Annotated in this window: 23 protein-coding genes; 10 read left to right on the forward strand and 13 right to left on the reverse strand. The window is 63.0% G+C overall.

Annotation, left to right across the window (positions count from 1 at the left end; all coding sequences use genetic code 11):
* Positions 1–5: 5 nt before the first annotated feature.
* The 3 genes from HHL25_RS11875 to HHL25_RS11885 all read right to left on the reverse strand — a co-directional run bounded on the left by HHL25_RS11875 (position 6) and on the right by HHL25_RS11885 (position 3,891).
* Positions 6–1,166, reverse strand: coding sequence for an ABC transporter ATP-binding protein (locus tag HHL25_RS11875; protein ID WP_169590660.1), 1,161 nt, complete (start codon positions 1,164–1,166; stop codon positions 6–8).
* An 80-nt stretch (positions 1,167–1,246) separates the two neighbouring features.
* Positions 1,247–2,344 (reverse strand): polyamine ABC transporter substrate-binding protein, encoded by a 1,098-nt coding sequence (locus HHL25_RS11880; RefSeq protein ID WP_169590662.1) that lies wholly within the window; start codon positions 2,342–2,344, stop codon positions 1,247–1,249.
* A gap of 125 nt (positions 2,345–2,469) precedes the next feature.
* Positions 2,470–3,891: a helix-turn-helix domain-containing protein gene (locus HHL25_RS11885; protein ID WP_169590664.1), complete on the reverse strand. Its 1,422-nt coding sequence runs from the start codon at positions 3,889–3,891 to the stop codon at positions 2,470–2,472.
* A gap of 384 nt (positions 3,892–4,275) precedes the next feature.
* On the opposite strand from HHL25_RS11885, the gene HHL25_RS11890 reads away from it, so the two are divergent.
* Together HHL25_RS11890 and HHL25_RS11895 are read left to right on the forward strand one after the other, a co-directional pair.
* The gene (locus HHL25_RS11890; protein ID WP_169590667.1) at positions 4,276–4,518 is read left to right on the forward strand and encodes an SMc00767 family acetate metabolism repressor; all 243 of its coding nucleotides are present in this window, start codon (positions 4,276–4,278) and stop codon (positions 4,516–4,518) included.
* A 177-nt stretch (positions 4,519–4,695) separates the two neighbouring features.
* Positions 4,696–5,535, forward strand: coding sequence for a type II CAAX endopeptidase family protein (locus HHL25_RS11895; RefSeq protein WP_169590669.1), 840 nt, complete (start codon positions 4,696–4,698; stop codon positions 5,533–5,535).
* Here HHL25_RS11895 and HHL25_RS11900 read toward each other — a convergent pair.
* Positions 5,532–6,416 (reverse strand): LysR family transcriptional regulator, encoded by an 885-nt coding sequence (locus HHL25_RS11900; protein ID WP_169590672.1) that lies wholly within the window; start codon positions 6,414–6,416, stop codon positions 5,532–5,534. The two genes, HHL25_RS11895 and HHL25_RS11900, sit on opposite strands and share 4 nt — an antisense overlap.
* A gap of 88 nt (positions 6,417–6,504) precedes the next feature.
* On the opposite strand from HHL25_RS11900, the gene HHL25_RS11905 reads away from it, so the two are divergent.
* Positions 6,505–6,792 (forward strand): hypothetical protein, encoded by a 288-nt coding sequence (locus tag HHL25_RS11905; protein ID WP_169590674.1) that lies wholly within the window; start codon positions 6,505–6,507, stop codon positions 6,790–6,792.
* Positions 6,793–6,805: 13 nt separating this feature from the next.
* On the opposite strand, the gene HHL25_RS11910 is transcribed toward HHL25_RS11905, so the two are convergent.
* The gene (locus tag HHL25_RS11910; RefSeq protein ID WP_169590676.1) at positions 6,806–6,952 is read right to left on the reverse strand and encodes a hypothetical protein; all 147 of its coding nucleotides are present in this window, start codon (positions 6,950–6,952) and stop codon (positions 6,806–6,808) included.
* Between the two features lie 214 nt (positions 6,953–7,166).
* On the reverse strand, positions 7,167–8,300 hold the full coding sequence (locus tag HHL25_RS11915; RefSeq protein WP_246701788.1) for a BaiN/RdsA family NAD(P)/FAD-dependent oxidoreductase: 1,134 nt from the start codon (positions 8,298–8,300) through the stop codon (positions 7,167–7,169).
* 174 nt (positions 8,301–8,474) lie between these two features.
* On the opposite strand from HHL25_RS11915, the gene HHL25_RS11920 reads away from it, so the two are divergent.
* From HHL25_RS11920 to edd, 5 genes are all read left to right on the forward strand, one after another.
* Positions 8,475–9,911 carry a glutamine synthetase family protein gene (locus HHL25_RS11920; protein WP_169590681.1) on the forward strand — a complete coding sequence of 479 codons (1,437 nt, stop codon included), beginning with the start codon at positions 8,475–8,477 and terminating at the stop codon, positions 9,909–9,911.
* A gap of 16 nt (positions 9,912–9,927) precedes the next feature.
* Positions 9,928–11,214: an NAD(P)/FAD-dependent oxidoreductase gene (locus HHL25_RS11925; protein WP_169590683.1), complete on the forward strand. Its 1,287-nt coding sequence runs from the start codon at positions 9,928–9,930 to the stop codon at positions 11,212–11,214.
* A 98-nt stretch (positions 11,215–11,312) separates the two neighbouring features.
* Positions 11,313–12,785, forward strand: a complete 1,473-nt coding sequence (gene zwf, locus HHL25_RS11930; RefSeq protein WP_169590685.1) for a glucose-6-phosphate dehydrogenase — start codon at positions 11,313–11,315, stop codon at positions 12,783–12,785.
* A gap of 9 nt (positions 12,786–12,794) precedes the next feature.
* Positions 12,795–13,493 carry a 6-phosphogluconolactonase gene (pgl, locus tag HHL25_RS11935; RefSeq protein WP_169590688.1) on the forward strand — a complete coding sequence of 233 codons (699 nt, stop codon included), beginning with the start codon at positions 12,795–12,797 and terminating at the stop codon, positions 13,491–13,493.
* 122 nt (positions 13,494–13,615) lie between these two features.
* A complete protein-coding gene (gene edd, locus HHL25_RS11940; protein ID WP_169590690.1) occupies positions 13,616–15,433 on the forward strand; it encodes a phosphogluconate dehydratase in 1,818 nt (605 codons plus the stop codon).
* Positions 15,434–15,516: 83 nt separating this feature from the next.
* Here edd and HHL25_RS11945 read toward each other — a convergent pair whose 3' ends face one another.
* The 3 genes from HHL25_RS11945 to HHL25_RS11955 form a co-directional block, all read right to left on the reverse strand.
* Complete coding sequence (locus tag HHL25_RS11945) at positions 15,517–15,942, reverse strand: GFA family protein (protein ID WP_169590693.1); 426 nt, start codon at positions 15,940–15,942, stop codon at positions 15,517–15,519.
* Between the two features lie 79 nt (positions 15,943–16,021).
* Positions 16,022–17,026, reverse strand: coding sequence for an inorganic phosphate transporter (locus tag HHL25_RS11950; RefSeq protein WP_169590695.1), 1,005 nt, complete (start codon positions 17,024–17,026; stop codon positions 16,022–16,024).
* Positions 17,026–17,670, reverse strand: coding sequence for a DUF47 domain-containing protein (locus HHL25_RS11955; RefSeq protein ID WP_169590698.1), 645 nt, complete (start codon positions 17,668–17,670; stop codon positions 17,026–17,028). The genes HHL25_RS11950 and HHL25_RS11955 overlap by 1 nt, the downstream gene beginning before the upstream one ends.
* Positions 17,671–17,810: 140 nt before the next feature.
* On the opposite strand from HHL25_RS11955, the gene HHL25_RS11960 reads away from it, so the two are divergent.
* A complete protein-coding gene (locus HHL25_RS11960) occupies positions 17,811–18,314 on the forward strand; it encodes an NUDIX hydrolase (protein ID WP_246701789.1) in 504 nt (167 codons plus the stop codon).
* A 67-nt stretch (positions 18,315–18,381) separates the two neighbouring features.
* On the opposite strand, the gene HHL25_RS11965 is transcribed toward HHL25_RS11960, so the two are convergent.
* Together HHL25_RS11965 and HHL25_RS11970 are read right to left on the reverse strand one after the other, a co-directional pair.
* Positions 18,382–19,722 carry a tlde1 domain-containing protein gene (locus tag HHL25_RS11965; protein WP_169590700.1) on the reverse strand — a complete coding sequence of 447 codons (1,341 nt, stop codon included), beginning with the start codon at positions 19,720–19,722 and terminating at the stop codon, positions 18,382–18,384.
* 205 nt (positions 19,723–19,927) lie between these two features.
* Positions 19,928–20,632 carry an SDR family oxidoreductase gene (locus HHL25_RS11970; RefSeq protein WP_169590703.1) on the reverse strand — a complete coding sequence of 235 codons (705 nt, stop codon included), beginning with the start codon at positions 20,630–20,632 and terminating at the stop codon, positions 19,928–19,930.
* Positions 20,633–20,760: 128 nt separating this feature from the next.
* Here HHL25_RS11970 and HHL25_RS11975 point away from each other — a divergent pair, with 128 nt between their 5' ends.
* Positions 20,761–21,654: a LysR substrate-binding domain-containing protein gene (locus HHL25_RS11975; RefSeq protein WP_169590706.1), complete on the forward strand. Its 894-nt coding sequence runs from the start codon at positions 20,761–20,763 to the stop codon at positions 21,652–21,654.
* Positions 21,655–21,660: 6 nt separating this feature from the next.
* On the opposite strand, the gene HHL25_RS11980 is transcribed toward HHL25_RS11975, so the two are convergent.
* The gene (locus tag HHL25_RS11980) at positions 21,661–22,017 is read right to left on the reverse strand and encodes a hypothetical protein (protein WP_169592831.1); all 357 of its coding nucleotides are present in this window, start codon (positions 22,015–22,017) and stop codon (positions 21,661–21,663) included.
* Between the two features lie 193 nt (positions 22,018–22,210).
* The gene (locus HHL25_RS11985) at positions 22,211–23,299 is read right to left on the reverse strand and encodes an ABC transporter ATP-binding protein (RefSeq protein ID WP_169590709.1); all 1,089 of its coding nucleotides are present in this window, start codon (positions 23,297–23,299) and stop codon (positions 22,211–22,213) included.
* Positions 23,300–23,303: the final 4 nt, after the last annotated feature.

Below are 23,303 nucleotides of genomic sequence, written 5' to 3' on the forward strand. Positions count from 1 at the left end.
CCTCCTCAACGGGTCAGGACGAGGCCGGCATCGGCCGGCCAGGTGAGCCAGACCTTGTCGTCGACCGTGATCGGTCGATCAACCAGGCGCGAAACATTCGCCTGCGCGGCACGGAAGGTCGATCCGTCGGCCAGCTTGACGATGAAAACCGAGAAGTCGCCGAGATAGCCGATATCCCACACCTCGCCCTCGAGCGCGTTTGCCGCACCCTCCGCCGGCTTCTCCGTCGAGATATGGACCTTCTCCGGACGGATCGCGAAGGCGACCTGGGCACCCGGTGTCGCCTGGCAGGAATGCTGCTCGACATTGACCGTGAAGCCGCCATCGCAGGCGACGGTCACGAAATCACCTTCGCCGCGCCGCTCGACCGAGACAAGCTTGCCTTCCAGAATGTTGATGTCGCCGATGAAATCGGCCACGTATCGGCTGTTCGGCGCCTCGTAGATTTCCGTCGGCGTCGCCACCTGCATGATGATGCCCTTGTCCATGACCGCGATGCGGTCGGAAACGGTCATCGCCTCTTCCTGGTCATGGGTGACGATCAGGAAGGTCAGGCCGAGGTTTTGCTGAATGTCCATCAGCTCGAATTGCGTTTCCTCGCGAAGCTTCCGGTCGAGCGCGCCAAGCGGCTCGTCGAGCAGCAGCACCTTCGGGCGCTTGGCAAGCGAACGGGCGAGCGCAACGCGCTGGCGCTGACCGCCCGACAACTGGCTCGGCTTGCGCTTGGCGAAGGGCTCCAGTTTCACGAGCTTCAGCATTTCCTGGACGCGGGCGTCGATTTCGGACTTAGGAAGCTTGTCCTGCTCCAGACCGAAGGCAATGTTCTTCTCCACCGTCATGTGGGGGAAAAGCGCATAGGACTGGAACATCATGTTGGTCGGGCGCTTGTAGGGCGGAACACCGGAAATGTCCTTGCCCTGCAACAGGATGCGGCCTTCGGTCGGCTCCTCGAAACCGGCCAGCATGCGCATCAGCGTCGTCTTCCCGCACCCGGACGGGCCGAGCAGCGAAAAGAACTCGCGCTCGTAAATGTCGAGGGTCAGGTTGTCGACGGCGGTGAAGTCGCCGAAGCGCTTGGTCACGTTCTCGAACCGGATGAAGGGCACCGACGCCGGGTCGGTCCATGGTGAGAATTTGCGCTTTACCGGTCCGAGAGACTTCGCCATCGCCTGATCCAATTATTTGTGAAATTTACAGCCAAAAATGAACCGGGCGCGAAAATCGCGCCCGGTCGGTCCGTTGTCCATCAGTTACCGGTCTTGATCTGGGTCCAGACCCGGTTCAGGACGCGCTGTTCTTTCGGTCCGTAGGGAGAGATGGTGAAGAGCTTCTTGACCGTCTCCGCATCCGGATAGACCGCCGGGTTCTTGAACACGGCCTCATCGAGAAGCGGCTGGGACGCCAGGTTGCCGTTGGCGTACTGGACGTAGTTCGAAGCCTTGGCGATGACTTCCGGCTTCATCAGATAGTTGATGAAGGCATGGGCCTCGGCGACATTCTGGGCATCGGCAGGGATCGCCAGGTTGTCGAACCACATGTAGGTCCCTTCCTTCGGGATCACGTACTGGATCTCGACACCGTTCTTGGCTTCTTCCGCACGTGCCTTGGCCTGAAGGATGTCACCCGACCAGCCGAGGGTCACGCAGATGTCGCCATTGGCGAGGTCGTCGATGTAGGACGACGAGTTGAAGGTCTTCACGAAGGGGCGAACCTTCATGTAGACGTCGCCGCCGGCCTCGAGGTCGGCCGTTTCCTTGCTGTCCGGATTCTTGCCGACGTAGTTCATCGAGATGGCGAAAGTCTCGTCGGATGCATCGAGGATGTTGATGCCGCAGTCTTTCAGCTTCTCGGCATTTTCCGGCTTGAAGATGAAATCCCAGCTATCGATCTTGACGTCATCGCCCAGCGCCGCCTTCACCTTGGCGACATTGTAGCCGATGCCGGTGGTGCCCCACATGTAGTTGACGGCATATTCGTTGCCCGGGTCATACTTGCCGAGGCGCTCCATGATATCCGGCCACATGTTCGAAAGGTTCGGCAGCTTCGACTTGTCGAGCTTCTGGAACACGCCGGCCTGAATCTGGCGGGCGAGGAAGGGACCGGTCGGGACGACCACGTCATAACCCGAACCGCCGGCCAGCAGCTTGGTTTCCAACAGCTCGTTGCTGTCGAACACGTCGTAGACGACCTTGATGCCGGTTTCCTTGGTGAAGTCTTCGAGGATGGACTCGTCGATATAGTCCGACCAGTTATAGACATGGACCACGCCCTCGGCCTGGGCGGCGGATGCAAGCGCCAGCGTCATCATCGCGGCGGAAGCCAAACGGATAAAATCGTTCTTCATTTTTTCTCCTGTTCCACTGTCAGGACTGCTCGTCCTTCAGCTATTCCCTTAATTTTTAAACAGACTAGAAAGGATTTGGACGGGCGACAAGGGGGAATATTCGCAGTCGCAAACCACTCCTGGTGCTACTGAAAATCGAAGGCGGACAGCCCCGTGACCATCTCGTCGAGGCCAAGGGGGCGCGTCACCGGCGGCTCGGCCCGGGCAAGACAGCCCTGTCTTTCGCAGAGCCTGCAGGCGGTGCCGACAGCAACCGAACCGTGCGCGCCGGCGATCTGGCCGTAAACCACCTCGTCGCGCTGGGCGATGTCGCAGCCGACCAGGAGCGCCGTCCGGCGAACCCTCTCGTTGAAGCCGGCCTGAGGCCCGTCGAGCGTGCGCGCCACGGTCAGGAAACCGGTACCGTCCGGCATTTCCACCGCGTCGACCAGAACCTGACCCGGTTGGGCGAAGGCGGCATGGATGTTGAGCTTGGGACATCCGCCGCCGAACTTCGCCTGGGGAAAGCCCTGGGCGCCAGCCTTACGAAGGCGATGACCGGCATTATCGACCTCCAGTACGAAGAAGGAAACGCCGGCCGCACCCGGTCGCTGAAGCATGGTCAGCCGGTTTGCCGCCTGCTCGAACGAGACATTGAAGCGCGAACGCAGGATGTCGATGTCGTAGCGCGCTCGCTGCGCCGCGGCGAGAAATGCACCGTAGGGCATGATCAACGCATGCGCCGCGTAACGCGCCAACTCGAAGCGTCCGAGCCGCCTGGCCTCGCTTGTTGAAAGGGAGAGCGCCTCCAATTCCGCCAGCATTGCCTCGCCAAGCGCCAGCAGGCTCACCTCGATCGCCACCTCGCGCAACTGGTCGAAGGGCGACAACCGCTCCGACAGGAAGAGCCGCATGGAGTGCCGGTCGTAGCGGCGGCGCAGGTTCGGCATGGTGTGGATCGGCAGCGTACGCACGACGATGCCGTGCTTGTTGCGCAGCCAGGCCTTCAGCGCCGGGGCCAGATCCTCTCCCGGCGACAGGCCGAGCGAAGCATGGAAGGCCTCGGCTGCATCCTCGATGCGGGGGTAGAAATTGGGCCGGCGCTCGAACTTTTCACGCACCTCGTCGATCGGCAGGCGCGCCCCGGCAAGCGAGGGCTCATGCCCTTCCCTCGCCAGAAGATCGGCGAGATCGCTCAGCCGAGCCGCCTGCTCCCGGTAGGCACGGTAGAGCTTGACTATCCCGTTCGCCGCATTCGGCGCAGCCTCCGCTACCTCGATCAGCTCGTGATCACCCGGCACTTCGCCGGCGAGCAACGGATCAGCAAAGACCTCGCGCAGCTGGCTGGCCGTACCGCCCGCTTCGCCCTGCAACTCGTCGAGGTCGACCTTGTAGACGGCGGCGAGTTTCAGCAGCAGCTGCACCGTCAGCGGGCGCTGGTTGCGTTCGATCAGGTTCAGATAGGACGGGGAAATCTCCAGTGCCTCGGCCATCGCCGTCTGGGTCAGGCCGAGACCGTTGCGAATGCGTCGCACCCGCGGGCCGGCGAAGATCTTGTTATCCGCCATTTGACACACCTTTTACAAAATTCTGAGGGATGCGCACCAAAAATGAATTTACAGTTTTTACAAATTTACAGCACGCCCGTGTCAAACACAATACATCGTAACCTCTTTCCGCCCCTTGTTTTCCCGTTTCTTCTGGAAATTTTGTGCGCCGCGCTGTAAATCCAGTCACATCGAAAGCGCAGAACCCAACAGTCGGAAAGCAAACGCCTCACAAACCAGAGCAAAGGGAAATTCGTTATGACTGATTTTTACAATCGGTTTTCAACTGATTCCCGGAGCGCTTATGACGGTTTGAAACGCCAGCGTCGGCAGTTGGGTTGAGAGCGCAAGACACGTCAGCAGATCAACAGTTCAAGAACCCCGTTTCATAAGAGGAGAAATGCCATGACCCCGCAGACCCGAGTCAAGGAACGCGCCGAAGAACAAGCATCGGCCATGACCGCAGACCAGCAGGCAATGATCCGCATGGTCGCCAACGACCTGCACCGCCTGAACCAGTCCGTCATGAAGGCCGTCGATGCCGGCGTATCGGTCGAACTCGTCCGCTCGGCGCGCCACCATGGCGGCGAAGGAAACTGGGGCGACCTGTTGATCCCCGTCATCGTCACCCAGGGCAACCGGGCCTGACGAAAGGACCATCCGGGATCTCCAGTCCCGGGTCGGTTCCCGCGCAATGATCGCTGGCTTCGGGGGGAGCATCACGCGGTCGTTGCGCGGGATTTTCATTTTCGGGCAAGAACGGCAGATGGCGTCGAGACATAAGGCCGTGTTATCAGGGGCCGATTGGTCAACAGGAACCGACCGATGCCGCGCCCTCGCCTCTCGCTCTTCGTGTTCTACCTCCTCGCCTTCGCTCTGAGCTGGACCGTCTGGTATCCGCTCGTTGCCTTTCGGCTTGGATATGGCCCGCCGGCAAGCGCAGGATTCCATCTTCTTGGCAGCCTCGGTCCGGCGTTCGCGGCCGTGCTGGTCAGCCTCCTGCCCTTTTCGCCCATCGCCTTTCGGACGCTTCTCGCCCGTCTCTCCTGGCGCCGGACCTCTCTCCGCGGCCTCGCCTTCGCGATCGGTCTTCCGGTCACGATCGGCCTCGCCGGTCTCTTCGCGCAGGCCCAGTTTTCGGGATCTCCCATGAGCTTCGACGGCGTTACCCGTTCACGGGAGTTTCCCGAACTTACCGGCCTGATGGTCATGGCCGCATCGGTGCTGTTCTACGGCTTCGGCGAGGAGATCGGCTGGCGCGGTTATGCCCTTCCCGTCATCAACCGGCGGCTGGACGGCCTTTCGAGTGCGCTCGTGATGACGCTGCCCTGGGCGCTGTGGCATATCCCGCTTCTCCTCTCCAGCCCGACCTATCAGTCACTCGGCATGGCCGGGCTCGCCGGATGGGTTGTCAGCCTCGCCACCGGGTCGGTGATGCTCACCTACCTCTTCCACCTCAGCGGACGCTCGCTGATCGTCGTCGCGATCTTTCACGCCTTCATCGATCTTGCGATGACCAATTCCGCAGTACAGCCGATCGGCACGCAAGCGATGGGCGCGCTGGTGACGCTTGTCGGCATTGCCGCGGCCTTCGGGTGCCGCCACATCGCGAAGGATGCCTTCTGGCCGCGGAGCGAAGACGGCGCGCCAGCGCGAAGGATCTAGCCGCGGCTCGGGCGACGGCCGGCGAAAAGATCCGTGTGGGCGCGCATCAGCCTGGTCAGCCGGTCGACAACGGTCCTGATCTCCGGGCGATGCCGGTCATCATTGTTCATCACCACCCACTGACGATGACGCAGCGCCTCGATCTCGCCGCCAATCCGTTCGAGCCGCGGCTCCAGGTCGCCGACGAAACAGGGCAGCACCGCCAACCCGGCACCGGCCAGCGCCAGATCGCGCAGCGAGCGCGGGCGATTGACCGTGGCGGCAATGTCTTCCGCCCTGTTTTCGTGGGGCCAACGAAGATAGGCGGAGATCGCATCATCCTTATCCACGGCGATCCAGCGCCCCGACCCGTGACCCGCCCCCGCCTCTCCCGTGTTGCGCGCCCGGTAGGCAGCATAGGCGACGTCTCCCAGCAACACCTTGGCGAGGTTCTGCTCTTCCGGTTCGAAGGCGCGGATGCCGATGTCGGCCTCCCGATGGGCGAGACTGGCGCGTTGTTCAGCGATGAACAGGTCGATGCGAAAATCATCGCGCTCGGTGGACAGCGCCGGAAAATTCTCGGCGATCAGCCAGGCATTCCATGTTCCGAGCGCAATGCGCACCAGCGACGATGCAGCCGTGCCGCGTCGCCAGGTTTCGACCTTGCGGGCCGCCGCCTCCAGTTCACCGAGATGGTCGAGCAACTGGCGGCCATCGGCGGTCAGTGAATAGCCCGACTGGCTACGGACGAAGAGTTCCCGACCAATCGTGCGCTCGAACTCCACCATGCGTCGACCGACGGTCGCGGGGCTGAGTGCGGTGACGCCAGCTGCTCCCGTCAGCCCGCCATGACGGGCAACGGCGAGGAAAAGCTGATAATTGTCCCAGGCTACATTTTTCATTTCTGAAAGACATAGCGCATCTATTCCGGTTTGAAACGCAAATTTGGACGTATAGATCAGATGATGGTTCACGGACAGGAGATCCATCATGCGTGAAAATCTCGGAGCATTGCTGGTCTTGCAACGTCACGCACGGCCGAAGGGGCAGGAGGAGGGTCGCAAGGCCGAGGAAGCCTTCTATGCCCGTTTTGGCGATGGCCCGTTTCGACGGCTCGCCCGATGGCTGAAATCACTGTGGCCGGAGAAATCAGCTGCGTGCCGGTCAGGGGCGTCCGCGGCTGCCACCGAACCGCGATCGCCGGCAAATGCCGGGACGGCGACGGAGGAAGACAGGCGAGCAAAGCCGACCGGTATCGAGGCCGGCAAGGCCGCATAAAGGTGGCGACGGATCAGCCCAGGAGGGCTGCTGCCGCGATCATCGCGAGCGCACTGCAGGCGCCGAGGCTTACGAGCGCGATCTGCCAGAGACGGGCGGTATCGGCTTCACGGGTCCTTGCGACGGCGATTGCACGGGGCTTGCGATTCTGATTGTTCATGGCGCGATCCTGGAGATTGCGTTCAGCGAAACATGCCGCCTCGGCGGCCACTCTGCCCGACATCATGTCCAACGCATCCGGTTAAGGAATGCCGGCATTCGGACAGGATGATGGACGCACGTTAACAAGGCCTAAATTAAGGCAGGGAGCTTGCGCAAAACCGTTGCCGGTCCTGATTTTTCCGGCACTGTTGCAGGAATGCCCGACTGCAGCGTCAGACGCTCTCACCGGCCGCGCGACCGGACGCCCAGGCCCATTGGAAATTGTAGCCGCCCAGCCAGCCTGTCACGTCGACGCATTCGCCGATGAAGTAGAGCCCTGGAACGGTTTTCGCCTGCATGGTCTTCGAATCGAGGCCCGCCACGTCGATCCCGCCGAGCGTCACTTCCGCGGTCCGGTACCCTTCAGAGCCGGCCGGCTTGACGACCCAGCCGTGCAGGAAGCTTGCGACTGTGTCCAGCACCTTGTCGGAAAGGTCGGCGAGCGGTTTTTCGATCCGGAGGCGCTCGGTGACATATTGAGCGAGCCGTTTCGGCAAATGCTGGGCAAGCACCGTCTGCACCGCCTGGCGGCCGTTTTCGCGCCTGGCGGCCTTGAGCACGGCGGAGAAATCGACGTCGGGCTCCAGCGAAAGGGTGATCGCATCCCCCTCGCGCCAATAGCTGGAAATCTGCAGGATTGCTGGACCGGACAGACCGCGATGGGTGAAGAGCAGTGCCTCTCGGAAAGCCGTCTTGCCATGACGGACCTCGGCGTCGACCGCGACGCCGGCGAGCGGCGTGAGTTCAGTCAGTTGCCCGGGCTCCAGCGTCAGGGGCACAAGGCCGGGGCGTGTCTCGGTGACGGCAAGGCCGAACTGCTCGGCCACCTTGTAGGCGAAGCCGGTGGCGCCCATCTTCGGAATGGATTTGCCGCCAGTGGCAATCACCAGCGCCCGCGCTTCAATTTGGCCTTCGGAGGTCTCGATGCGGAAGCCCGCCTCAGCCTTTTCGATTGCTGCGACATCAATGCCGAGACGAAGCTCCACGCCGCCGGTCCGCATCTCGTCGAGAAGCATGCGGATGATGTCCTTGGCACTGTCGTCACAGAAGAGCTGTCCGAGGGTCTTTTCGTGCCAGGCGATCCTGTGTCGGTCGACCATGGCGAGGAAGTCCGCTGCGGTAAAGCGGGCGAGCGCCGACTTCATGAAGTGTGGATTGGCCGACAGATAGTTCTTCGGCCCGGCATGAATGTTGGTGAAGTTGCAGCGGCCGCCGCCGGAAATGCGGATCTTCTCGCCCGGCGCTTTCGCGTGGTCAATAAGCACGACCGAACTACCGCGCTGCCCCGCTGTCAGGGCGCACATCATGCCGGCAGCACCCGCACCTACTATAGCAACATCAAATATACGCGCCAAATTGGGCCCCTGCGACAAAGAATATCTGTCTTTTCGATCAGCCCCGCAAAGTCAATGGCGTTTCCCCCCTCGCCAATTCGAGAAGTCGGGCTATGATGACGACATCAACAACCAAACCGGTGAGACATGCCTCCGAAGAAGAATATGCTCAGACCCCAAGGCGCAGCGTCTAAAAAGGCGAGCATTCCTCCGGACATCAATTCCACCCGCGGCGTGAAGACCTGGAAGGAAGCCGCAGCCTGGCTCAGGGCACGCGGCATCGAGGATATCGAATGCATCACCCCCGACCTCGCCGGCGTGCCGCGCGGCAAGATGATGCCGACCTCGAAGTTCACCGGCGACACCTCGCTCGCGCTTCCGTCCGCCCTCTACCGCCACACGATTTCCGGCGAATATCCGGAGGAAAGTGGCCAGTTCCGCTATGATTCGCGCGACAGCGACATCAAGCTGATGCCGGACCTCTCGACCCTTTCCGTCGTTCCGTGGGAGACCGACCCGACCGCCCAGGTGATCTGCGACATCATCACCACGGACGGCCAGGACGTGCCCTACACGCCGCGCAACGTGCTGAAAAACGTTTTGAAACTCTATGACGCCAAGGGCTGGCGCCCGGTCGTCGCCCCGGAAATCGAATTCTACCTCGTCGCGATGAACGACGACCCGGACTATCCGCTGCATCCGCCGAAGGGCCGTTCCGGCCGCTCCATCCTCGGCGGACAGGGCTATTCGATCGCCGGGATCAACGAGTTCGACGAACTCATCGACGACATCTACCACTTCTCCGAAAAGCAGGGCCTCGAGATCGACACGCTGATCCACGAGGAAGGTCCGGCCCAGCTTGAAATCAACCTGCGCCACGGCAATCCGATCGAACTTGCCGACCAGGTGTTCCTGTTCAAGCGTACGATCCGCGAGGCGGCACTGAAACACGGCATCTACGCCACGTTCATGGCCAAGCCGATGCAGGGCCAGCCGGGCTCGGCGATGCATATCCACCAGTCGGTGGTCGATGCGGAAACCGGCAAGAACATCTTCTCCAATCCCGACGGTTCGCCGTCGAAGGAATTCTTCCACTTCATCGGCGGCATGCAGGCTTATGTGCCGAAGACGCTGGTGATGATGGCGCCCTACGTGAACTCCTATCGTCGCCTGACGCCCGACATGTCGGCGCCGGTCAACAACGCCTGGGGCTATGACAACCGGACCACGGCTTTCCGCGTGCCGGTGTCGGATGCCCGGGCGCGGCGCGTCGAAAACCGGCTGCCGAGTTCGGACGCCAACCCCTATCTCGCGCTCGCGGCCTCTCTTGCCTGCGGCTATCTCGGCATCATCAAGGGCGTGGAGCCGACGGGGGCTTCCGAGGGCACGGCCAATGAAGGCTCGGTCGACCTGCCGCGCGGCCTGCTCGAGGCGGTGTCGCTGCTCGAATCCGATCCGGCCCTGGGCGAAGTGCTGAGCGATGAATTCATCGGCCTCTATGCCGGCGTCAAACGCGGGGAATTCGAGACCTTCATGCAGGTGATCAGTCCGTGGGAACGCGAGTTCCTGTTGCTGAACGTTTGATACGAAGGAGTTTCCCATGGCTTGGCAAAGCCCGATCGCACCGGGGATCTCCTGGTATCAGTCAACTGTGGCCGAACGGCCGGAATATCTGCCGCTCGACGGTTCCCGAACGGCGGACGTCGCCATCATCGGCGGCGGCTTCACCGGCCTGCAGGCCGCCTACAATCTCGCGAAGGCCGGCATCTCGGTCGTGCTAATCGAGGGTTGCCGCATCGGCGACGGCGCCTCGGGCCGCAACGGCGGTCAGATGGGCACCGGCCAGCGCTGGTATCCGGAGGAACTCGAGGCGGAGCTCGGCTACGAACGCTCCAAGGCGCTCTTCGATCTCGCCGAAAACGCCAAGAAGTATGTGCTCTCCTTCGCGGGCGACCACGACATCGACATGGAGTTCATGCCGGGTCAGATGAACGTCTCCCACAAGCCGGGTCACGACAAGGAATACCAGCGCACGGTCGAGATCGCCGCGACGCGCTATGGCTATCCGCATCTGGCCTATATGGACGGCAGGGAGACCGCCGAACGCGTCGGCTCGAAGCGTTTCTTCTGCGGCGTGCGCGACAGCGGCACCGGCCATATCCACCCGCTGAAGCTGGTGGTCGGGCTCGCGCAGGCGGCAAAAGTCGCGGGCGCCGCCATCCACGAGATGACGCCCGCCGTGTCGATCCGACAGTCGGGCGGCAAGACGCTGATCGAGACAAGGACCGGCAAGATCACGGCGGACAAGGTGCTGATCGCCACCAACGCCTATATCGGCAATCTCGAACCGGTGACCTCGGCGCATGTCATGCCGATCCGCTCCTTCATCGGTGCGACCGTTCCGCTCGGAAAGTTCCCCTCGGTCATTCCGGGCTCCGAATCGATCGCCGACTCGCGCTTCGTGGTTCGCTACTGGCGGCGGACGCGCGACGGGCGCCTGCTGTTCGGCGGGCGCGAGGCCTATACCTCGGACACGCCGCGCGACATCTCCGCCCATATTCGCCGGCAAATCGCCGAGATCTATCCGGAACTCGGCGAGATCGACATCACCCATGCCTGGGGCGGCTCGGTCGGCATTACCATGCCCCGCAAGCCGTTCGCCCGCGAGGTCATGCCCGGCGTGATTTCGATCGGCGGTTATTCCGGCCATGGCGTGATGCTGTCAAACTATTGTGGCAAGCTCTATGCAGACTTGGTGACCGGAAAGGGACGCGAACTCGATCACCTGATCGACCTGAAGATCCCGCCGTTCCCCGGAGGGGCGAAGTTCCGCAGCCCGCTGCTGTTCCTCGCGCTCACCTGGTATGCCCTGCGCGACCGGTTCTGATTTTTCCGAGGCGGGCAGGTTTTCGCACCTGCCCACTGGCTTTTTTAAATCGATTAGATTACATGTGGGTCCAATGTTTTCGATTGAGAGAAGCCTGAATGAGCAGCCAGATCATCCCCGTCGAGCCGTTTGACTATGTCGTGTTCGGAGGCACCGGCGATCTTGCGGAACGCAAGCTCCTGCCGGCGCTCTACCACCGCCAGCTTGCCGGCCAGCTGACCGAACCGACCCGCATCATCGGCGCCTCGCGTACGCCGATGACCGACGACGAATACCGGCAGTTCACCCTTGCGGCGCTGAAGGAGCATCTGAAGTCCGAGGAACTGGAAGAGGCACAGGTCGCGAAGTTCCTGTCGCGCGTCTTCTACGTGCCGGTCGACGCCAAGGCGGACCAGGGCTGGGACAAGCTCAAGGCCATGCTCGACAGCGGCAAGGACATCGTCCGCGCCTTCTATCTCGCGGTTTCCCCTGCGATCTTCGGCGACATCGCCGACAAGATCCGCGATCACAAGCTGATCACCAAGTCGACACGCATCGTCGTCGAAAAGCCGATCGGCCGCGACCTCGAATCGGCGCAGATCCTCAACGACACGATCGGCAAGGTGTTCAAGGAAGAGCAGATCTTCCGCATCGACCATTATCTCGGCAAGGAGACGGTGCAGAACCTGATGGCGCTCAGGTTCGCCAACGCGCTTTACGAGCCCCTGTGGAACTCCGCGCATATCGATCACGTGCAGATTACGGTCGCCGAATCCGTCGGCCTCGAAGGCCGCGTCAGCTACTACGACAAGGCCGGCGCACTCAGAGACATGGTGCAGAACCACATCCTCCAGCTGCTCTGCCTGGTCGCCATGGAAGCGCCGAACTCGATGGACGCCGAAAGCGTGCGCGACGAGAAGCTCAAGGTGTTGCGCTCGCTCAAGCCGGTGACCAACGGCAATATCGAGAAATTCACCGTGCGCGGCCAGTACCGCGCCGGCGCCTCGGCAGGCGGACCGGTCAAGGGCTATACCGAGGAACTGGAAGGGCCGTCGGACACGGAAACCTTCGTCGCCATCAAGGCGGAGATCGCCAACTGGCGCTGGGCGGGGGTTCCCTTCTACCTGCGCACCGGCAAGCGGCTGGCAAACCGCGTTTCGGAAATCGTCGTCTCGTTCAAGCCGATCCCGCATTCGATCTTTGATGACGGCGCCGGCCGGATCGAGGCCAACAAGCTGGTGATCCGTCTCCAGCCGGACGAAGGCGTCAAGCAGTGGCTGATGATCAAAGACCCTGGCCCGGGCGGCATGCGCCTGCGCCACGTGTCGCTCGACATGAGCTTCGCCCAGGCATTCGACGTGCGCAATGCCGACGCCTACGAGCGCCTGCTGATGGACGTGGTGCGCTCCAATCAGACGCTGTTCATGCGCCGCGACGAAGTCGAGGCGGCGTGGCGCTGGATCGACCCGATCCTCAAGGGCTGGGAAGAGACCGGGCAGAAGACGCAGGGTTATACGGCAGGCACCTGGGGCCCCAGCCAGGCCATTGCGCTCATCGAGCGCGACGGCCGCACCTGGCACGACGCGGACTAGGGGCTGACGATGGCACATGTGATGCACGCATTCGAGACCCGTCCGGCGCTGGCCGCAGCGCTTGCCGAGCGCGTTTCAGGCGCACTTCAAGCCGCAGTCGCCACCCGGGGCACCGCGACGCTCGCAGTCTCCGGCGGCTCGACCCCGAAGGCCTTCTTCGAGGCGCTTTCGGCCCAGCCGATCGCCTGGGACCGCGTAAAGGTGACGCTGGTCGACGAACGTTTCGTCAGCCCGGACCATGAGCGCTCCAACCACAAGCTGGTCGCCACCCATCTGCTGAAGAATGCGGCGGCCGTGGCCGAATTCGTGCCGCTCTATCATCCTGCCGAAACCGCCGATGCGGCGGCAGCGTTCGCTACGGCCGCGATCGCCCCACTCGGCCACCCGTTCGACGTGGTGATCCTCGGCATGGGCAATGACGGCCACACGGCCTCGTTCTTCCCCGGCGGCAACCATCTCGGGGCAGCGCTCGATGCCGGCACGGCGCGTTGCGTCATGACGATGGAAGCCGAAGGTGCCGGCGAACCGCGCCTCACCCTCTCCTTCTCGGCGCTCGCCGACGCCCGCCTCCTGGTTCTGCACATCGAGGGCGCCGAAAAGAAGACCGTTCTGGAAAAGGCGCTTTCCGGCCACGACGAGACCGAGATGCCGATCCGCGCCGTGCTTGAACGCGCGGCCACGGCACCCGACATCTACTGGGCACCCTGAACACTGCCCGACCGCTGCCGCCCCGATCCGCGGGACGGCCTTAGCCCCGCCCGCACGAAGCGGGCTCAGAGCCGCGTCGATCCCAGACGACCCGCCGCGCGCGTTTCAAGGAGTGACATCCGATGTCCGCAGACAGCCGTATCGAAGCCATTACCCGCCGCATCGTCGAGCGTTCGAAGCCGACCCGCGAAGTCTATCTGGAGCGCGTGCGCGGCCAGATCTCCAAGGGCGTGCACCGCTCGACGCTGTCCTGCGGCAACCTTGCCCATGGTTTTGCCGCCTGTTCCGCCGGGGACAAGGCGACGCTGTCCGCAGACCAGGTCCCCAATCTCGGCATCATCACCTCCTACAACGACATGCTGTCGGCCCATCAGCCGTTCGAGACCTATCCCGCACTCATCCGGGAGGCGGCGGCGCAAGCCGGTGGCGTGGCACAGGTCGCGGGCGGCGTTCCGGCGATGTGTGACGGCGTGACCCAGGGCCAGCCGGGCATGGAACTCTCGCTGTTCTCGCGCGACGTGATCGCCATGGCGGCCGGCATCGGCCTTTCCCACAACATGTTCGACGCGGCGCTTTTCCTCGGCGTGTGCGACAAGATCGTGCCCGGCCTGGTGATTGCGGCGCTGACCTTCGGCCACCTGCCCTCGATCTTCGTACCGGCCGGCCCGATGACCTCGGGGCTTCCCAACGACGAGAAGTCGCGTATCCGCCAGCTCTATGCGGAAGGCAAGGTCGGCCGTGCCGAACTGCTCGACGCCGAGTCGAAGTCCTATCATGGCCCAGGCACCTGCACATTCTACGGCACGGCGAACTCGAACCAGATGCTGATGGAGATCATGGGCTTCCACATGCCCGGCGCCTCCTTCATCAACCCGAACACGCCGCTTCGGGACGCCCTGACCAGGGAAGCCACAAGGCGTGCACTCGCGATCACCGCCCAGGGCAACGAGTTCACGCCGGCCGGCGAGATGATCGACGAGCGGTCGATCGTCAACGGCGTGGTCGGCCTTCATGCCACTGGCGGTTCGACCAACCATACCCTGCACCTGATCGCCATGGCACGCGCGGCCGGCATCCATCTCACCTGGCAGGATATTTCCGACCTTTCGGACGTCGTGCCGCTTCTCGCCCGCGTCTATCCGAACGGGCTTGCCGACGTGAACCATTTTCACGCCGCCGGCGGCATGGGCTTCCTCATCAAGCAGCTCCTGAAGGCCGGCTTCCTGCATGACGACGTACGCACCGTCTACGGCCAGGGGCTTGCCGCCTACACGATCGATCCGCAGCTCGCCGCCGACGGCACCGTGACACGCCAACCCTCGCCGGAAGACAGCGCCGATCCCAAGGTGCTCGCCCGCATCGAGACCCCGTTCCAGCCGAATGGCGGCCTGAAGATGCTGACCGGCAATCTCGGCAAGGCGGTCATCAAGATCTCGGCCGTCAAGCCGGAACGCCATGTCGTCGAGGCGCCCGCCATCGTCTTCCACGACCAGCAGGAACTGCAGGACGCCTTCAAGGCCGGCAATCTCGACCGCGATTTTGTCGCCGTCGTGCGTTTCCAGGGCCCGAAGTCGAACGGCATGCCGGAGCTGCACCGCCTCACCCCGCCGCTCGGCGTTCTGCAGGACCGCGGCCACAAGGTGGCGCTTCTGACCGACGGCCGCATGTCGGGTGCCTCGGGCAAGGTGCCGGCCGCCATCCACGTCACCCCGGAAGCCGTCGACGGCGGCGCCATTGCCAGGATCAAGGACGGCGACATGATCCGGCTCGACGCCATCGCCGGCACGTTGGAAGTGCTGGTGGAAGCCGCCGAGTTCGCCGCGCGGCCGGTCGTGGTCCCCGACCTTTCCGCCAACGAGTTCGGCATGGGCCGCGAACTCTTCGCGCCGCTCCGCCGCGTGGCGGGTCCCGCGGATCAGGGCGCCAGCGTGCTGTTCTAATCGGCGAAGACTGGAGGCGTTGTTCGGTCACGCGATACCGCCCCGTCAGGGGCGGGGTCGCTCCGCGTCATCGCGAAGAAGTCTCAGGTCGTCGGCTCGAAGCGAAGGATCCCGGCAACCCGCGACGCGTTTCCGCTGTCTGACGGGTGGGCGACACCGTCCATCACCTGAACCTCGGGGAAATCGAAGGGGCTAACGCCCTCGATGCAGGCGACGTTGATGCCATACTGGGTGGGATCCGAGCGGCGTTGGTGATGGGTATAGATGCCGCAGGTACTGCAGAAATAGTGCCGGGCCGTACCTGTGTTGAACTGATAGAGTGTCAGGTTCTCTTCGCCCTGGACGAACTCGATATCCGCGAGCGGAGCCGAAACGGCAATCGCCCCGCGCATCCTGCAGTAGGAACATGAGCAGCGGCGGATCGTGTTGAATTCGTCGGTCAGACGAACACGGAACCGGACCGTCCCACAATGACAGGCTGCCTGATGCTGAATTCTCTCGTCGCTCACGGCCACCACCTCGCTCTTGTCCACAAGGAAGAAATAGCGAAGCCGGACGCCGGCGGCAATGGCGCCGCCGGCTGTTGTCTCAACCGAAGAGCGAGCAGGCGAAGAAGGTCAGCGCCGAGATGATGGCCGCGGCCGGAAGTGTGACGACCCAGGCGATCACGATGTTGCCGGCGAGCCCCCAGCGGACCGCGGAGACCCGTCGAGCCGCCCCGACGCCGACAATGGCACCGGTGATGGTATGGGTGGTCGAAACGGGGATGCCGAGCCAGGTGGCGCCGAACAGGGTCAACGCACCGCCGGTTTCCGCACAGAAGCCCTGCATCGGGTTGAGGCGGGTGATCTTCGATCCCATCGTGTGGACGATGCGCCAGCCGCCGAACAGCGTGCCGAGTGCCATGGCCGACTGGCAGCTGATCACCACCCAGAAGGGCACGTAGAAGTCCGAGCCGAGATAGCCTTGGGAAAACAGAAGAACGGCGATGATGCCCATGGTCTTCTGCGCGTCGTTGCCGCCATGGCCGAGCGAGTAGAGCGAGGCGGAGACGAACTGCATGACCCGGAAGGTGCGGTCGACAGCAAACGGCGTCTGGCGGACGAAGAGCCAGGAAACGATCAGCACCAGAACGAGCGCCAGCAGGAAGCCGATCATCGGCGACATGAAGATCGCACCGACGGTCTTCAGGAGGCCGGACAGAACCAGTGCGTCGCCGCCACTCTTGGCAAGCCCGGCGCCGACGAGACCGCCGACGAGCGCATGCGACGAGCTCGAGGGAATGCCGAAGACCCAGGTGATGATGTTCCAGGAAATCGCGCCCGTCAGGGCGGCGAAAATCACCTGCGGCGACACGATCGCCGGATCGATGATCCCCTTGCCGAGGGTTTCGGCGACGTGCAGGCCGAAGAACAGGAAGGCGATGAAATTGAAGAAGGCCGCCCAGGCCACCGCATATTGCGGCCGCAGGACGCGGGTCGAGACGATCGTGGCGATCGAGTTCGCCGCGTCATGAAGGCCATTCAGGAAGTCGAAGAAGAGCGCGACGCCGATCAGGGCGACGAGCAGCGGCAGTGCAAGGGTGGCGTCCATCAGACGTTCTCGATCACGATGCCGCTGATTTCATTGGCGACGTCCTCGAAGCGGTCGACCACCTTTTCCAGTTCGCCGTAGATCTCGCTGCCGATGATGTAGGCCATCGGATCGGTCTTGCCGTAGCGCTTGTAGAGATCCTTCAGGCCCTTCTCGTAGAACTCGTCCGAGCGGCCCTCGACGCGCATGACTTCCTCGGCGATCTCGGTCAGCCGATGAGCGTTGGCGCCGATCTTGTTGAGCAGCGGGATCGCCTCGGAAATCAGGCGGGCGCATTCGGCAATCATGACGCCGATCTCGCGCATGCCCGGCTCGAAGCTAGTCTGCTCATAGAGGCGGATGGTCTTGACGGTTTTGTGCATCATGTCGATCGCATCGTCGAGCGACTGGATCAGATCCTTGATGTCGCCGCGGTCGAAGGGGGTGATGAAGCTGCGGCGCACCGCCTGCAGGACGTCGCGCGTGATGTCGTCGGCCTCGTCCTCGAGGGCGATGATGCGCTGGCAATGGGCCTCAAGGTCGCCCTCGCCTGCCAGCAGCGACTTCATCGCATTGGCGGCGCCGACGACGGTCGCGGTGTGGCGTTCGAAAAGGAGAAAGAACCCATCTTCGCGCGGGAGAAGCTTCTTGAACAGGGAAATCATGCATTCATATCCAGTCGTGGCATTGTCATAAAACTGTCATAAATGAAATCAGGAGAGTGCAAAAGCGCGAAGTCGCCGATTATCCTGCAGAGATGCAACACTCGCCGACCGATTTGCGGCACACGAATTCCGGAACGCCCTTGGCCAAGAAAAAGACCCTTCTGCAGAAGCTCGCCGGCACCGGGCCATCGCTCTTCTCAAATCAGTGGCTGGAACAGTATGCGGCGATCTGCTTTCGGCCGGGGGACAGGCCGGGCGACTATGAGGTGATGCTGATCACCGCTCGCGGGTCCGGACGCTGGGTGCTGCCGAAGGGCGGACCGATGAAAGACCGAACCCCGCGCCAGGTCGCGGCCCAGGAAGCGTTCGAGGAAGCCGGCGTCAAGGGCAAGGTCGGCAAGGCCCCGCTCGGACGTTATTGCTACGTCAAGCGGCTCGAAACCGGCCAAAGCGCGCCCTGCATCGTCGAGGTGTTTTCACTGGAGCACAGCGAGACCGTGCCCTCGTTCAAGGAGATGGGGCAGAGAGAGATCCGCTGGGTCAAGCTTTGCGAGGCTGGGCGATTGGTCGAGGAGCCCGAGTTGCGCGGGATCTTTCTCGCCCTCGACGACCGCTTGAAGAGCCGCGACGACAAGGCCAGGTGAGTCGCCGGCATGAAAAAAGCCGACCAGTCATCCTGGCCGGCTTTCGTTGATCTGGACCTGACGACCGTCACATCATGGCGACATATTTCGGCAGTTCCGCCATCCGCGGCACGACGATCAGCGTCCTGACCTGACCGCGCTTGAAGGCGTTGAGGAAGCGATTGTAGTCCTCGAACACCACGCAGCCGGAGCTGTCACCCCGCTTGCGCAGCAGGTAGGTGTGGGTCAGGAAGCCGTCGCGGCCGTACATCTTGCTGTCGCCGACCGGGGTCATGCGGATCGCCTCGATACCGTGAAAGCGGCTTTCGCGCATGCGCAGATTGTAGACGTTCGGCGGGGTCGGGCCGCGGTTCTTGACATGGACGAACTTGGGATTGTCGCGCATGTGGGCGCGGCCGGAATGGGCCTCGAGCTTCTCGCCGTTCGGCATGTGCACAACGCCGGCAGAAATGTCGTAGACGGCGACGCCGCGGCCGGGAAGCTTCGGCTTGCGACCGAAGAGCGAGGGACGCTCCTCGTCGGTGTCGCTCAGCATCGGGTTTTCGGGCTTGGCATAGGCCAGCATGTTGGACGGTGGCTTACTCCCTTTGTCCTTCGTGGCGGTCGCGTCGGGCTTTTCCGTCAGGCGGGCCGGCGCGTTCGGGCGAGAGGACGGAAGCGGGCCGTCGTCCGGCAGGGCATCGTGATCGTTTTCGGCCGGTTCGGACAGAAGTTCGACGAACGGTTCCTCGCGGGGATCGGCTCCAAGCGGCACGGCTTCGCTCGCCGGGATGGGCGCAGCATAGGCGAGCGCCGCCGGGCTGCCCATCGCAGGGTTCGTGCCGGTAAGCTTTTCCGCCGGCGAAATCGCAGTCGGGTTGATCGATGCCGTCTGAACAGTGGCGTCCGGTGCGGCAAGCGTGTTGTCGTCTTCGGACGCAAGTCCGGCGATCGCCTTGGCGTTGCGTTCCGCGACCGCCACGGCAAGCGCCTGGCGCAGCATCTCGCGGGCCTTCGGATCGCTGGTCGCCTCTGCCCGCATTTCGAGCATGCGGCCGGACTTGTCCACCGGGGCAAGCGCCATCGAGGCCGGCAGCATCAGCAGGCCGATTTCCTCGGTCGCGGCGATGGCATTGGCGACGCGCATGCGCGCAAGCTCGGCGGCCTGGCCGGCGTCATGCCGATCACCGCGCTTCAGCGCCTTGCCGGCATCGAGCGGTTTGTCGACCAGTGCGAGCGACGGCGAAGCCGGCTTCGGCTCCGACGTCAGCACCTGGATGGTGGCAATGGAGGCCGTCACCCAAAGGATGCCGGCAAGCCCGACGCCGATGGCGACGGGCACTGTGAAGACCTTGCGGCCATTCCTGGATCGGGATGAGGGAGCAGCGGACGCCTTTCCCTTGGTCACTGTCTCGGTCGAGAACGCCATACTCTCACTCGCTACCAGAGGCCTCACGGCCCGGCGGGTTTCATCGCCGCGGCCCTACACATCCGGTGAGACAAGGAGGTCTTCACTCAGGACCTCCGTTTATCCGGACATCCTAAAAATGAAGAATCTTGGTAACCAAGAGGTTTACGCCGCGTTGATTCTTTTATCCCTGGCAGAAATGGCAAGAACAAGGCAAAAACTGACATCAAATGGAGCGCATCAAACCGCCGTCGACACGGATGCCCTGTCCGGTGATGTAGGCCGCGCCCTCCGACGCCAGGAAGGCAACCGTGGCTGCAACTTCCTCGCTGGTGCCATAGCGGGCCATGGGCACGCTTTCACGCCGTTCCTCGGTCTTCGGCAGGCTATCGATCCATCCCGGCAGGACGTTGTTCATGCGGATGTTTTCGGCCGCATAAGTGTCTGAGAAGATCTTGGTGAACGCGGAAAGACCGGCGCGGGCGACGGCCGAGGTCGGGAACATGGCGCTCGGCTCGGCGACCCAGGCCGTGGAGATGTTGATGATCACGCCATTCTTCTGGGCCTGCATGATCGGCGTGACGAGCCGGGTCGGACGAATGACGTTGAGGAGATAGACGTCGAAGCCCTTGTGCCAGTCCTCGTCCGAGATCTCGAGGATCGGTGCACGGGGGCCGTGGCCGGCGCTGTTGACCAGGACATCGACACGGCCCCAGCGGGCGAATGTCTCGTCGACGAGGCGCTTCAGGTCTTCGTTCGACTGGTTGGAGCCGGTGACGCCGATGCCGCCCAGTTCCTTGGCGAGCGCCTCACCCTTGCCAGAGGAGGACAGAATGGCAACCTTGTACCCTTCGTTCGCAAGGCGCCGGGCGGAGGCCGCACCCATGCCACTTCCGCCAGCGGTGATGATGGCAACTTTTTCTACAGTCATTTCCCTGTCCTTTGGCTATTCTGGCGCCGGAACATCCGGCCCAGCTGTCGTCTGATGGATTTTCTAGCACCATTCGCGGCGATTTCCGAACGCGATAAACTGCGCTCTGACTGTAGAAAAACTCTCGCATGAACGAAAAATCCAGACACCTGCCATCCCTCAATGCCCTGCGCGCCTTCGAGGTGACATCGCGACACCTGAGCTTCCGGGCGGCGGCGGAGGAGATCGGCGTAACCCAGAGCGCCGTTGCCCAGCTGGTGCGCGGGCTGGAGACGGATCTCGGCGTGAAGCTTTTCTTGCGCCTGCCGAAACAACTCGCCCTCACCGACGAAGGTCGCGCCTACGGCACGGACATCCGTCGGGCTTTCCAGCTGTTCGGAGAGGCGACGCTGGCCATCAGGCCGGTGCAACGCAGCCTGACGATCAGCGCGACGCCAACCTTCGCGGCCAAGTGGCTGCTGCCGCGGCTGCCGGCGTTCATGGCAGCCCATCCGGAACTCGAACTGCGCATTCTCGCCAGCGAGAGCCTCGCGAGCTTCCAGACCGACGGCGTCGACATCGCGGTTCGCCAGGGACAACCACCCTTCGGACCCGGACTGGTCTCGGAACTGCTCTTCGAGCAGCGCGTCATCGCAGTCTGCAGTCCGGCCTATCAGCCCGCCGCTGCCGAAGCCCTGAAGAAGGAGAACCTGGACGCCCTTGTCCTGCTCCGGGATACCCACAATCTCTGGCCGGAATTCATCGGTTCGGGGCTGAGACTGGCAACGGGGACAGAGGCCAAGGGCGTGCGCTTCAACCACACCTCGCTTGCCATCGACGCAGCCATCGCGGGCCAAGGCATCACGCTCGCCAGCGACTTCCTGGTCGAGGCGGACCTTGCTGCCGGCCGGCTGGTCAAGGCCTTCGACGTCAGCATTCACGGCCGGCATGATTTCCACGTGGTTGCGCCCCGCGAGCCGAAGCATCCCGGGGCAACGAACATCGTGCGGAACTGGCTGGTTGCACAGCGTGGGCAGCGCTGACCCGGCTTACCAGGAGCGGACGTCAAGCACCTTATCGCGGTGCGCCGGATGGGTCGAGAAGACGAAGATCCGGTCCATTTCCTTCTTGGTCAGCAGACGCAGGAAACGGATCTCGGCGGTGTTGTTGGCAAAGGTCTTCATCAGCAGGCAGCCGACCTTGGTGATGCGGGCATCGGGAAGATCGAGATAGAACTGCTGGGGGAGATTGTATTGGGTCAGCAGGCCGATGATGGCGCCGCTCATCGAAATCTTGATCACATCGCAGCGGCGGGCCGCCATGTGCATCACGCCCTTCTCGGTATATTCGATCCGGGCTGCGTTCATCGTATCCTCCATCGGGAACCGCGCTTCGCGGTCGTACATGAAGGATTCCTCGCGCTGCAGATAATTGGTTCCGCCGGCTGCCGCTCTCATTTTCGTCCCTGTCCCTGTTTTCCAGTGGTTATGGGAGAAGCCTAGCAGTGGCCATTTAACAGATGGTATTAATCCGCGCGCCCCGACGTGGTCGCCAAGGCCCTGTCTTCGTTAGGGGAAACAGGACCTTAACGCGCGGATATCACTTCCTGTATGCGTGTCCCATTTCGTCGAAGAGGTGGAGTCTGGAGCGGTCGGCGACGAAGCGGAGACGGGTCCCCTTCCGGATGTCGACCGTGCCCTGAAGCTTGACGGTGATCGGCTCGTCCTCGACCGGGCCATCGACATAGAGCAGCGTGACCTCGCCGAGAGCCTCGACGATCGTGACCGTGCCCTCGAAGAGAAAATCATCGCCGGTGGCAATCGCAAGATCCTCCGGGCGGACACCGAAACTCGCCTTCTTGCCGCGGTCGCCGGCAGGCGTCTCGATATCGACGCTGACCGAGGTACCGTCCTTCAGTCGGATCACGGTCGGTCGTCCGGCCGTCTCGATGATGGCCGGCATAATGTTCATGGCGGGCGAACCAATGAAACGGGCGACGAAGAGGTTGGCGGGACGCTCATAGAGTTCGAGCGGCGGACCGACCTGCTCGATCTTGCCGGCGGAGAGCACGACGATCCGGTCGGCGAGCGTCATCGCCTCCACCTGGTCGTGCGTCACGTAGATCATCGTGGTGTCCGGCATGGACTCGTTGAGCTTGGCGATCTCGATGCGGGTCGCGACGCGCAGCGCCGCGTCAAGATTGGAGAGCGGCTCATCAAAGAGGAAGACCTTTGGGTCGCGGCAGATCGCACGACCGATCGCGACGCGCTGACGCTGGCCGCCGGAGAGCGCCTTGGGCAGACGGTCGAGATAGGGGGTCAACTGGAGGATCGACGCCGCGCTCTTCACCCTGCGGTCGATCTCCTCGCTGCTCTGGCCGGCGATCCGCAGGCCGAAGGCCATGTTGTCGTAGACGGTCATGTGCGGGTAGAGCGCGTAGGACTGGAAGACCATCGCGATGCCGCGCTTCGACGGGGGCACGTCGTTGACGACCTGTCCGTCGATGATCATCTCGCCGCTGGTGATGTCCTCAAGCCCGGCGATCATGCGCAGAAGCGTGGACTTTCCACATCCCGACGGGCCGACGAAGACGATGAATTCGCCCTGCTCGATCGTCAGATCGATACCGTGCAGGACCTTCACCTGCCCGTAGGTCTTGCGGATATCCTTGAGAACCAGGCCCGTCATCTCA

Origin of the sequence: Rhizobium terricola (assembly GCF_012927355.1) — a bacterium.
Classification (GTDB): Bacteria; Pseudomonadota; Alphaproteobacteria; order Rhizobiales; family Rhizobiaceae; genus Allorhizobium; species Allorhizobium terricola.

Excerpts from the sequence above, each read along its gene's own strand:
- HHL25_RS11980 (WP_169592831.1), bottom strand. The coding sequence starts at position 22,017 with ATGTACGACCGCGAAGCGCGGTTCCCGATGGAGGATACGATGAACGCA.
- HHL25_RS11890 (WP_169590667.1), top strand. The coding sequence starts at position 4,276 with ATGACCCCGCAGACCCGAGTCAAGGAACGCGCCGAAGAACAAGCATCG.
- HHL25_RS11895 (WP_169590669.1), top strand. The coding sequence starts at position 4,696 with ATGCCGCGCCCTCGCCTCTCGCTCTTCGTGTTCTACCTCCTCGCCTTC.
- HHL25_RS11950 (WP_169590695.1), bottom strand. The coding sequence starts at position 17,026 with ATGGACGCCACCCTTGCACTGCCGCTGCTCGTCGCCCTGATCGGCGTC.
- HHL25_RS11880 (WP_169590662.1), bottom strand. The coding sequence starts at position 2,344 with ATGAAGAACGATTTTATCCGTTTGGCTTCCGCCGCGATGATGACGCTG.
- HHL25_RS11915 (WP_246701788.1), bottom strand. The coding sequence starts at position 8,300 with ATGATGTGCGCCCTGACAGCGGGGCAGCGCGGTAGTTCGGTCGTGCTT.
- HHL25_RS11925 (WP_169590683.1), top strand. The coding sequence starts at position 9,928 with ATGGCTTGGCAAAGCCCGATCGCACCGGGGATCTCCTGGTATCAGTCA.
- HHL25_RS11970 (WP_169590703.1), bottom strand. The coding sequence starts at position 20,632 with ATGACTGTAGAAAAAGTTGCCATCATCACCGCTGGCGGAAGTGGCATG.
- HHL25_RS11885 (WP_169590664.1), bottom strand. The coding sequence starts at position 3,891 with ATGGCGGATAACAAGATCTTCGCCGGCCCGCGGGTGCGACGCATTCGC.
- HHL25_RS11920 (WP_169590681.1), top strand. The coding sequence starts at position 8,475 with ATGCCTCCGAAGAAGAATATGCTCAGACCCCAAGGCGCAGCGTCTAAA.
- HHL25_RS11985 (WP_169590709.1), bottom strand. The coding sequence starts at position 23,299 with ATGACGGGCCTGGTTCTCAAGGATATCCGCAAGACCTACGGGCAGGTG.
- HHL25_RS11965 (WP_169590700.1), bottom strand. The coding sequence starts at position 19,722 with ATGGCGTTCTCGACCGAGACAGTGACCAAGGGAAAGGCGTCCGCTGCT.
- HHL25_RS11875 (WP_169590660.1), bottom strand. The coding sequence starts at position 1,166 with ATGGCGAAGTCTCTCGGACCGGTAAAGCGCAAATTCTCACCATGGACC.
- edd (WP_169590690.1), top strand. The coding sequence starts at position 13,616 with ATGTCCGCAGACAGCCGTATCGAAGCCATTACCCGCCGCATCGTCGAG.
- HHL25_RS11900 (WP_169590672.1), bottom strand. The coding sequence starts at position 6,416 with ATGAAAAATGTAGCCTGGGACAATTATCAGCTTTTCCTCGCCGTTGCC.
- zwf (WP_169590685.1), top strand. The coding sequence starts at position 11,313 with ATGAGCAGCCAGATCATCCCCGTCGAGCCGTTTGACTATGTCGTGTTC.
- pgl (WP_169590688.1), top strand. The coding sequence starts at position 12,795 with ATGGCACATGTGATGCACGCATTCGAGACCCGTCCGGCGCTGGCCGCA.
- HHL25_RS11955 (WP_169590698.1), bottom strand. The coding sequence starts at position 17,670 with ATGATTTCCCTGTTCAAGAAGCTTCTCCCGCGCGAAGATGGGTTCTTT.
- HHL25_RS11910 (WP_169590676.1), bottom strand. The coding sequence starts at position 6,952 with ATGAACAATCAGAATCGCAAGCCCCGTGCAATCGCCGTCGCAAGGACC.
- HHL25_RS11975 (WP_169590706.1), top strand. The coding sequence starts at position 20,761 with ATGAACGAAAAATCCAGACACCTGCCATCCCTCAATGCCCTGCGCGCC.
- HHL25_RS11905 (WP_169590674.1), top strand. The coding sequence starts at position 6,505 with ATGCGTGAAAATCTCGGAGCATTGCTGGTCTTGCAACGTCACGCACGG.